This window comes from Cellulomonas algicola (assembly GCF_003851725.1).
Classification (GTDB): domain Bacteria; phylum Actinomycetota; class Actinomycetes; order Actinomycetales; family Cellulomonadaceae; genus Cellulomonas; species Cellulomonas algicola.
In genome coordinates this window covers 1-9,995 of the sequence record NZ_BHYL01000035.1, presented here as the reverse complement: position 1 = coordinate 9,995, position 9,995 = coordinate 1, and the positions used below count along the sequence as shown (strand labels likewise).

At 74.8% G+C, this 9,995-nt stretch carries 8 protein-coding genes and 1 pseudogene; 5 read left to right on the top strand and 4 right to left on the bottom strand.

The features are described from left to right. The 4 genes and pseudogenes from CTKZ_RS02450 to CTKZ_RS02435 form a co-directional block, all read left to right on the top strand. A pseudogene (locus CTKZ_RS02450) lies at nt 1–852 on the top strand (DEAD/DEAH box helicase); the annotation flags it as partial. Nucleotides 853–948: 96 nt separating this feature from the next. Continuing rightward, nucleotides 949–2,586, top strand: a complete 1,638-nt coding sequence (locus CTKZ_RS02445; RefSeq protein ID WP_124341448.1) for an amidohydrolase — start codon at nt 949–951, stop codon at nt 2,584–2,586. A gap of 461 nt (nt 2,587–3,047) precedes the next feature. Next, nucleotides 3,048–4,613, top strand: coding sequence for an apolipoprotein N-acyltransferase (gene lnt, locus CTKZ_RS02440; protein WP_124341447.1), 1,566 nt, complete (start codon nt 3,048–3,050; stop codon nt 4,611–4,613). After that, nucleotides 4,610–5,398: a polyprenol monophosphomannose synthase gene (locus CTKZ_RS02435; RefSeq protein ID WP_124341446.1), complete on the top strand. Its 789-nt coding sequence runs from the start codon at nt 4,610–4,612 to the stop codon at nt 5,396–5,398. The genes lnt and CTKZ_RS02435 overlap by 4 nt, the downstream gene beginning before the upstream one ends. Before the next feature lie 27 nt (nt 5,399–5,425). Here CTKZ_RS02435 and CTKZ_RS02430 read toward each other — a convergent pair whose 3' ends face one another. Next, entirely contained in the window at nt 5,426–5,770 is a 345-nt protein-coding gene (locus CTKZ_RS02430; protein ID WP_013771102.1) for an RNA polymerase-binding protein RbpA, read from the bottom strand. Between the two features lie 221 nt (nt 5,771–5,991). Here CTKZ_RS02430 and CTKZ_RS02425 point away from each other — a divergent pair, with 221 nt between their 5' ends. Then, nucleotides 5,992–6,939, top strand: a complete 948-nt coding sequence (locus CTKZ_RS02425; RefSeq protein WP_124341449.1) for an aldo/keto reductase — start codon at nt 5,992–5,994, stop codon at nt 6,937–6,939. Between the two features lie 113 nt (nt 6,940–7,052). Here the strand turns inward: CTKZ_RS02425 and CTKZ_RS02420 are convergent, their stop codons facing one another. The 3 genes from CTKZ_RS02420 to CTKZ_RS02405 all read right to left on the bottom strand — a co-directional run bounded on the left by CTKZ_RS02420 (nt 7,053) and on the right by CTKZ_RS02405 (nt 9,422). Next, complete coding sequence (locus CTKZ_RS02420; RefSeq protein ID WP_124341445.1) at nt 7,053–7,634, bottom strand: hypothetical protein; 582 nt, start codon at nt 7,632–7,634, stop codon at nt 7,053–7,055. Nucleotides 7,635–7,726: 92 nt separating this feature from the next. Next, a complete protein-coding gene (locus CTKZ_RS02415; RefSeq protein WP_124341444.1) occupies nt 7,727–8,200 on the bottom strand; it encodes a heme-degrading domain-containing protein in 474 nt (157 codons plus the stop codon). 199 nt (nt 8,201–8,399) lie between these two features. After that, nucleotides 8,400–9,422 (bottom strand): tyrosine-type recombinase/integrase, encoded by a 1,023-nt coding sequence (locus tag CTKZ_RS02405; RefSeq protein ID WP_124341443.1) that lies wholly within the window; start codon nt 9,420–9,422, stop codon nt 8,400–8,402. Between the last annotated feature and the right edge of the window lie 573 nt (nt 9,423–9,995).

Below are 9,995 nucleotides of genomic sequence, written 5' to 3'. Positions count from 1 at the left end.
CTGCGGGCCTCCGTCTCGTCCGGCGCCGTGGGCGACGGCGACCCGCGCGGCGACCCGCGACCCGGGGCGCGCCGCGGCCGCCCGCCCCGGCACACCGCCGCGCAGGACGACGCGCAGATCGCCGAGCTGCGACGACGGCTCCGCGCCCACCCGTGCCACGCGTGCCCGGACCGTGAGGAGCACGCCCGCTGGGCCGAGCGGTGGGACCGCCTGCGCGGCGAGCACGACGCCCTCGTCCGCCGCATCGAGGGCCGCACCGGCTCGATCGCCGCGGTGTTCGACCGCATCTGCGACGTCCTCGTCCGGCTCGGCTACCTCGACCGCACCGACGGCACCCTGCAGGTCACCGACGACGGACGCTGGCTGCGGCGCCTCTACGCCGAGAACGACCTGCTGCTCGCGGAGTGCCTGCGTCGCGGCACCTTCGACGAGCTCGACCCGCCCGGGCTCGCCGCCGCCGTCTCCACGCTCGTGTTCCGCTCGCGTCGTGAGGACCAGGGCGAGCCGCACGTCCCCGGCGGCCCGGCGAGCCGGCTGGGTGTCGCGCTCGACGGCACGCTGCGCGCCTGGTCGGAGCTCGAGGACCTCGAGTCGGAGCACCGGCTCGAGACGACCGTGCCGCTCGACCTGGGGCTCGTGGAGGCCGTGCACCGCTGGGCCGCCGGGCGCAGCCTCGACGCCGTCCTGCGCGGGGGCGACCTGTCCGCGGGCGACTTCGTGCGCTGGTGCAAGCAGGTCATCGACGTGCTCGACCAGGTCGCCCAGGCCGCCCCGCACGAGCGCACCCGCACCACCGCCCGGCGGGCCGTCGACGCCGTCCGGCGAGGTGTCGTCGCGTACTCCTCGGTCTGACACGCGGCCTGTGACGGGGCCGACGGTCCCACCCGTGCCGATCCGTCCGGATTTCGCCCGGGTGCGACGCCCTGACCTGCCCTATCGTGAGCCGATGTGAGCTCGACCCTCTACCGCAACGGCGTCATCCACTCCCCGGCCGACCCGTTCGCGCAGGCGCTGCTCGTCGACGACGGCGTCGTGGCCTGGCTGGGTGACGACGACACGGCCGACGGCCTGGCGGCCCGCGCCGACGAGGTCGTCGACCTGGACGGGGCGCTCGTCGCACCGGGGTTCGTCGACGCGCACGTCCACGTCCTCGAGACCGGCCTCGCCCTCGAGAGCGTGCCGCTGTCCGCCGACGCCGGGGTCCGGTCCCTCGGGGACGCGCTCGACGCCGTCGCCCGCGCCGCCCGCGAGCGCTCCGCGACCGACGCGGACGTGCCGCTCCTCGGGTTCGGCTGGGACGAGACCGAGTGGCCCGAGGGGCGCCCGCCGACACGTGCCGAGCTCGACGCGGCCGCCGGGGGTGCGCCCGTGTACCTCGCGCGCGTCGACGTGCACTCCGCGGTCGTGTCGACCGCCCTCGCACAGGCGGAGGGCCTCGACCGGCTCCCCGGCTGGTCCGACGACGGTCGCGTCGAGCGCGAGGCGCACCACGCCGCGCGCGAGGCCGCCCGACGCCTGACGCCCGAGCGGCGCACCGCCGTGTACGGCCGCGCGCTCGCGCACGCGGCGTCCCAGGGCGTCGTGTCGGTGCACGAGCTCAGCGCGCCGTTCATCGACACGCGCGAGGGCCTCGTCGAGCTCCTCACCTCCACGGCCGACGCCGCGAGCGCGCTGCCGCTGGTCGTCGGGTACCGCGGCGAGCTGTGCGTGACCGTCGACGACGCGCGCGAGATCCTGGCCGCGATCCCGGGCCTGACGGGCATCGGGGGCGACCTCAACGTCGACGGGTCCCTCGGGTCGCACACCGCTGCGCTGCGAGCCCCGTACGCGGACGCCGACGGCTCCGGCGCGCTGTACCTGTCGGCCGAGCAGATCGCGAACCATGTCACGGCCGTGACGCGTGCCGGCGTGCAGGGCGGTTTCCACGTCATCGGCGACCGTGCCATGGACGAGGTCGCGCTCGGCCTGCGCGCCGCCGCCGACGTCGAGGGGGTCGAGGCGATCGGCCGTGCCGGGCACCGCCTCGAGCACGCCGAGATGGTCGACGCCCCGACCCTCGCGTCGCTCATCCTCCTCGGCGTGCGGCTCAGCGTGCAGCCCGCGTTCGACGCCGCGTGGGGCGGGGAGAAGGGCATGTACGCGACGCGGCTCGGCGCCGGTCGTGCGGCCGCGCTGAACCCGCTCGCCGACCTCGCGGGCGCGGGCATCCCGCTCGCGTTCGGCTCCGACGCGCCCGTCACGCCGGTCGACCCGTGGGCGGGCGTCCGGGCGGCCGTCCTGCACACCGCGCCCGAGCAGCGGATCTCCGCACGTGCTGCGTTCCGGGCCTCGACGCGTGGCGGCTGGCGGCTCGCCGGCCTCGACCACACGGGTGCGGGTGAGCTGCGGGTCGGCGCACCCGCGCATCTCGCCGTGTGGCGGGCCGAGCACCTCGTCGTGCAGGCGCCCGACGGCCGGCTCGCGTCGTGGAGCACGGACGCCCGGTCGGGCACCCCGCTCCTGCCGTTCCTCGGCCCCGACGAGGAGTCGCCGCGCTGCCTGCGGACGGTGCGCGACGGCGTCGTCCTGTACGACGCGCTCGGCTGACCCACACGCTGCTCGACGCGAGCGGGTGAATCTTCGGCAGCGTTGCGCGGCGCGCCGTGCTGGACGCCTGTCCGATTTCCGCGACACGCCCCACGACACGCCGCCCCGACGGGTGTGTCGTCGGCCCACGCCGTCGAGGTGACCTGCGTAGAGGCCCACCACCTGCGGCGACGGCGCCTTGACACGTCGCCTGATCTCGGTAGGTTCCTGAAGGTATCCACGACCGGGGGGACCGGTCGGGTGCCACCGCCCTCGAGGCCGACGCGGCAGTCGGCCGGCGGCAGGCCCCGACGAGGCCGGTGGTCGGATCCCAGGGTTCCGACCGGGCCCGCGTGTTCAACAGACAACGGTCGCGCCGTGCGCGCCGACCGGTACGAAGGACACGCGGGCCGGTCGGTCGGGAACGCTTCCAGGACGCCGGTCCCGACGGCCCGCACATGCTGCTGTCGTACTCTTGCGCGGTGCTCGTCCGTGAACCCTCCCGCTGGTGGGCGGTCGGCCTCGCCCTGATCAGCGGCCTGGTCACACGCGCGGCGTTCCCCGCCCCCGGCTGGTGGCCCGCGGCGTTCCTCGGGATGGCCCTGCTGTACCTCGCGATGCGGCGGGACTCCGCACGCTGGAACGCCCTCGTCGGCTTCGTCTGGGGCCTCGCGTTCTTCGGCCCGCTTATCACGTGGGCGAACGACGCGGTCGGGCTCGTGCCGTGGCTCGCGCTCACCGTGCTCGAGGCGTCCTACGTCGCGCTCTTCGGTGCCGCGTGGGCGTGGGCACGACGAGGCGAGGCCGTCTGGCGCAACGGCGGCCTGCAGGTCGTGGTGTTCACCGTGCTGTGGGTCGCGGCCGAGGACCTCCGCTCGACGTGGCCGTTCGGCGGCTTCCCGTGGGGCCGGCTCGCCTTCTCGCAGGCCGACTCGCCGCTCGTCGCGTTCGCGTCGTGGGGCGGGACACCCCTGGTCTCCGCGCTCGTCGCGGCGGTCGGCGTGCTGCTCGCCCGGGGCGCGGTCGCCGTCGTCCGCGGACGCGTGCTGCGCGCGCTCGGCGCCGTCGTCCTCGCCGCCGCCGTCGCGGTCGGTGGGCTGCTCGTACCGCTCGCGACGGCCGCCCAGGCGGGCCAGCTGCGCGTCGGCGCCGTGCAGGGCAACGTGCCCGGGACCGGCCTCGACGCGTTCGGGCAGCGGTCCGCGGTCCTCGGCAACCACGTCACCGGGACCCTCGCGCTGCTCGACCAGGTGCAGCCGGGCGAGCTCGACCTCGTGCTGTGGCCCGAGAACGGCACCGACATCGACCCGCAGGTCGACGCGCGCGCCGCCGACCTCATCGACTCCGCCGCGAGCGCCGTCGACGCCCCGATGCTCGTCGGCACCGTCGAGTACCCGCCTGAGGGCGGCCGCTACAACACCGCGGTCCTGTGGGTGCCCGGCGAGGGCGTCACCGCGACGTACACCAAGCAGCACCCCGCGCCGTTCGCCGAGTACATCCCGATGCGGTCGTTCGTCCGCAACTTCTCGTCCGCCGTCGACACCGTCACGCGCGACATGCTGCCGGGCGACCGTCCGGGCTACGTGCCCCTCGAGTCGGAGCGTCTGGCCCGCACCGTGGGCATCGGTGACGTCATCTGCTTCGAGGTCGCCTACGATGCGCTGGTCCGGGACGCGGTGCGCGCCGGGGGAGAGGTGCTCGTCGTCCAGACGAACAACGCGTCCTTCGGCCGGAGCGACGAGTCGACCCAGCAGCTCGCGATGTCGCGGCTGCGGGCCGTCGAGCACGGCCGCGCGACGGTGCAGATCTCGACCGTCGGCGTGAGCGCGGTGATCGGTCCGGACGGGTCCGTGAGCCAGCAGACCGGTCTGTTCACCGCCGAGCAGATGGTCGCGGACCTGCCCCTGCGCACCACCTGGACACCGGCGACGGCGCTCGGCCCCTGGCCCGGCCTCGTCGTCGACGCCCTCGCGGTGTGCATGGTGGTCGCCGGAGCCTTCGGTGCCCGCCGCGTGCCCCGTCCGGACCGAGAAGAGAGCGCGGCATGAACCCCAGCGCGGCACGTGTGCTCGTCGTGATCCCGACGTACGACGAGCGCGAGAACATCCCCGTGGTCCTCGAGCGGCTGCGGGAGCACGTCCCGACGGCCGACGTGCTGGTGGTCGACGACGGCTCGCCGGACGGCACCGGGGAGCTCGCGGAGAAGATCGCCGCCGACGAGGCCACCTCACCCGACGCGACCCGTTCGCTCGCGGTCCTGCACCGCTCCGGCAAGCTCGGCCTCGGCACCGCGTACGTCGCCGGGTTCGGGTGGGCGCTCGCACGCGACTACGACCTCGTCGTGGAGATGGACGCGGACGGCTCGCACCGCGCGCAGGACCTGCCGCGGCTGCTGGAGGCGACGGCCGACGCCGACCTCGTGCTCGGCAGCCGGTGGGTGCCCGGCGGGAGCGTCGTGAACTGGCCGGCGCACCGCAAGGTGCTCTCGCTGGGCGGGAACACCTACACGCGGCTCGTGCTGGGTATCCCGCTGCGCGACGCGACCGGCGGCTTCCGGGCCTACCGCGCCGACCTGCTGCGGTCCTTGCCCCTCGGGGAGGTCGCGTCGCAGGGGTACTGCTTCCAGGTCGACATGGCGTGGCGCGCGGTGCGCGCGGGCGCTCGGGTCGTCGAGGTGCCGATCACGTTCGTGGAGCGTGAGGTCGGCCGTTCGAAGATGAGCCGCGCGATCGTCCTGGAGGCGCTGCTCAACGTCACCCGGTGGGGGATGCGCGAACGCTCCCGCCGGCTGGCGGGAGCGTTCGGCAGGACGCGGAGCGCGCGGGTGCGCTGAGGCGGGGGCGTGCCTCGGCGCGGGGCGTCAGGCGCTGCGGCGCAGCTTCCCGGCGCGCAGGAGACCCAGGCGCTCGTCGAGCAGCTCCTCGAGCTCGCCGATCGTGCGGCGCTCGAGCAGCATGTCCCAGTGCGTCCGGGCGGGCTTGCCCGCCTTCGCCTCGGGCTTGGACGCGTCCCGCAGCAGGGCCTCGGCGCCGCACCGGCACTCCCACACCACCGGGACGTCGGCCTCGACCGAGAACGGCAGGATGATGGTGTGCCCGTTGGGGCAGTCGTAGTGCGCCTGGAGCCGGGGGGCGAAGTCGACGCCCTCGTCCGTCTCCATGCTGTGGGACCCGATGCGCATGCCGCGCAGGGACCGGTTTGCCATCAGGGGACCTCCGTGCCGGGTTCCGGCCGTCGAGTGAGAACTTCCACCGTTGTCAACGGCGGGGGACCTCTCCGTGTTCCAGCCAGCCGTGAAGGTCTGGTGAACGGCCGCCGCCGACAGGGGAGAGGGTGCGCACCCGAGCGACCTGGTTCTTCTGATGAGTGGCCGCTGTTTGACCGGGACGTAGAGTGCTGCGGGTGACGACGAACACCCCGCCGCCCATGTCCTTCCGCCGGCTCGGGGCCAGCGGGCTGACCGTGTCCGTCGCCGGACTCGGCTGCAACACGTTCGGGGCGACGCTACCGCCGGAAGGGGTGGGGCCGCTCGTCGACGCCGCTCTGGACGCCGGGATCACCTTCTTCGACACCGCGGACGTCTACGGCGGCAGCCCGGGGCAGAGCGAGGAGCTCCTCGGCGCGGCGCTGCGCGGCCGACGCGACGACGTCGTGGTCGCGACGAAGTTCGGCATGGACGTGGGCGGTCTCCACGGCACCGACTGGGGTGCGCGCGGTTCGCGCCGGTACGTGCGCCGTGCCGTCGAGGGGTCGCTGCAGCGGCTCGGCACCGACCGCATCGACCTGTACCAGCTGCACGCACCCGACCCGGTCACCCCGATCGCGGAGACGCTCGCGGCGCTCGACGAGCTCGTGACCGAGGGCAAGGTGCTCTACGTCGGGTCGTCCAACTTCGCGGCCTGGCAGGTCGTCGACGCGGACTGGACCGCGCGCACGACGCACACGTCGCCATTCGTGTCGGCGCAGAACCGCTACAACCTGCTCGACCGCGGTGCGGAGGCGGAGCTCGTCCCGGCGCTCGAGCGGACGGGTGTCGGTCTGATCCCGTACGTCCCGCTCGCGTCCGGGCTGCTGACCGGGAAGTACCGGCGCGGTGCCGAGGCGCCGGAGGGCAGCCGCCTCACGCGCATGCCGCAGCGCCTGGCAGCCGCGGACTTCGACCGCATCGAGGCCCTGGCCGGTCTCGGTGCGGACTGGGGGATCGACCTGCCGACCCTCGCGCTGGGCGGACTCGCGGCGCAGCCCGCCGTCACGAGCGTCATCGCGGGCGCCCGGACGCCCGAGCAGCTGCGCGCGAACGTCGCGAGCATCCTGTGGGAGCCGGAGCTCGAGCAGCTCGCCGCGATCGACGAGGTCGCACCCGGCCCGGCCTGATGTCGCCGCGGCGCTCGCCGTGCGGCGCGGCGCCGCTCACCACTCGATCCTGCGGGTCGATCACGGAGGTCGATCACACGGGCGCGGCTCCCGCCGACCGCGGCTCGCGCCGCTCACCACTCGATCACGCGGGCCCGGCTCGCACCGATCGCGGCGACCGCGCGGATGCGGGCGCCGTGCTCGTCCGCCGCGTCGCGCAGGACGGGTGCCCACGACGTCTCGAACGTGCCGCGGTCCCCGCCGGACGCGCGCACGAGCCCGACGAGCACCGACCCGCCCGGCGCGTCGCGGTCGAGCACCGACGCGAGCACGTGCATGACGTGCGCGGCGACACCGGGCGACGCGGTGAGCGGGACCTCCGCCAGCGGCAGCACGACGGGCAGGCACCGGTCGTCGGCGTCGAGCAGGACGAACCACAGCGCGGGCGGGCCCGCGCGCTCCGGTCCGACGAGCCGCAGGAGCAGGTCCAGGACGTCGTCGCGCTCCCGCAGCGGCCGGGTGGGCACGCGAGGGAGCCCGCCGTCGCCCGGGAGGGCGGGGTCGAGCAGCCACGGCACGTCGGACCAGTCGTCGGCGTGCAGGCGTGAGTCGGGGTCGTGCGTCGGGGCGCCCGGCTCGGGAAGGCCGGTGCGTGGCTCATGATCGCCGGGTTCGCGGTCGGGCTCCCAGACGAGGTCGTGCGGGTCGTCGGTCATAGCCCTCAGCGTCGTCCGCGCGGCGACGTCGCCCCGGGGCACGAAGCCCATCCGGGGGAGCGGCCCCCCGGACGCGGGCTGTGGACGGCTCGTCAGGCGAGGAACGCGCGCAGCGCCTCCACCACGAGCGCGTGGTCGTCCGCCTGCGGGAGCCCGGACACCGTGACGACGCCGACCGGTCCGACGCCGTGCACCCGCACCGGGAACGCACCGCCGTGCGCGGCGTACTGCTGGAGCGGCAGGTCGTGCTGCTCGGCGAACGTGGTGCCGCGCTCCTTCGCGCGCAGCCCCACGAGGTAGGACGACGCGCCGAACCGCTCGACCACGCGCACCTTGCGCTCCACCCAGGAGTCGTTGTCGGGCGTCGTGCCCGTGCGCGCCGCGTGGAAGAGCTGCTGCGTGCCGCGCCGGATGTCGATCGTCACCGCCAGGTCGCGCTCCTCGGCGAGCTCCACGAGCAGGCAGCCGAGCCGCCACGCCTCGTCGTTCGTGAACGACGAGAGCACGAGCTCGCGCTCCTGCTGCTCGACCTCGGCGATGGTGGCACGGACGTCGTCGGTGGTCATGTCGTCATCGTCGCGTACGCCGGAGCGGTCCACACGACGGCACGCGGACCGCCGACCCCGATCAGGACTGGCGGGGACCGGACCGGCGGGGGCTTGGACCGGCGGGGACCGGACCGGCGGGGCTTGGACCGGCGGGGACCGGACCGGCGGGGGCTTGGACCGGCGGGGACCGGACCGGCGGGGACCGGACCGGCGGGGACTAGGACGGCACGGCTGCCGTCGCCGCGTCGGTCGCGCCGACCTCGCGCAGCACGCGTCGCGACGGCGAGACGAGCACCGCGTCCCGGACGTCCGCCGCGGTGGCCTTCACGTAGATGCCGGTCGTCTTCAGGTCCTCGTGGCCCAGGAGCGCCTGCACGGCGGGAGCCGGCACGCCCGAGCGGATGAGCCCCTTCGCGAAGGTGTGCCGGAAGCCGTGCGCGGCCTCGCCCTCCTGCTTGGACACGCCCGAGCGGCGGATCCAGCCGTCGACGAGGTGGTTGAGCGCGCCACGCTGCAGCGGCCGCCCCGACGACAGGCGCAGCAGGGGAGCGCCGTGCTCGGGCTGGCCGAACCGGTCGTCCCGCTCGGCGACGTACTCCTGGACGACGCGCAGCGCCTCCGGGGGGACCGGGACGTTCCGCTGCCGGTTGCCCTTGCCGATGACGGTGAGCACGGCCTCGCCGTCCTCCTCGACGCGCAGCGACCGGTCCGTCAGGCCGCACAGCTCGGACGCGCGCACGCCGGTCGTCGACAGCAGCGCGAACGCCGCACGGTCACGCGCCGGCCAGCGGCGGTTGTCGCCGGGGGAGACGTCCCACGCGACCTTCGCGAGCCGCAGGAGCTCGGCGTCGTCCCATCCGGCGGGGAGGCGCACCGGCCGCTCGGGGGCCTCGATGCGGAGCGTCGGGTCGACGGCGAGGTGCCCCTCCATCTGGAGCCACCGGACGAACAGACGGAGGGTTCCGACCCGGCGCTGGACGGTCGACGCGGCCTCGCGCCCACGGATCGACCGGTAGGCGTTCTTGACGTTCAGCTCCGTGAGGTCGTCGGACGTGAGCAGCGCGAGCGGGTCCTCGCCCTCGTCGCCCGTGAGGCGGCCGACGTCCTGCGCGATCTGGCGCGCCCACGTCGCGACGTCCTGGCGGTAGCCCGCGCGCGAGCCGTCGGTGAGACCACGCCGCGTGAGCGTGGCGCGGTCGGTGAGGAACGGCTCGACGACGGAGGCGAGGGGCACGGCCATGTGCCGACCGTACGGGCCGACATCACCGGTCGTCGGGGGACGCGCCGGAGTTCTGCCAAAGTTCCGATCGGGGTGTCGACGGCGCCGACCAGTGAAGGGTGGCGGGCCCCGAACACCGACTGCCAAAGTTCCGATCGGGGTGTCGACGGCGCCGACGAGTGAAGGGTGGCGGGCCCCGAACACCGACGAGCGGTCGGCCGGGATGCCCGGACGGCTCCCGAACGGTGCCGGGGACACGCGCGAACAGTCGACGGCCGTGGGCGGCTCGTCTGACGCCGAGACGGCGCGTCGGCGCTCGATTGTGCGGTCGGGTGCATGACGTCGTCGAGCGGCAGGGGCGCTCCGGAGACGAGATGACGTCTGAGTGCGACGAGGAGCCCCATCCCTAGTTCTGCCAAAGTTCCGGCTATGGTCGAAAACTCATCGAGCGGGGCCGGTGGGGCGCGGTGGTGATCCGGCAGGCCATCGCGCGAGTCCGTACTGTCCCGCCGCCTGCGCGATCGCCTCACGACGCGGTCCGCACGCACCGTCTGTCTCGTGTGGCACGAGACGTTCGCCTTGAGGGCCGCTTGT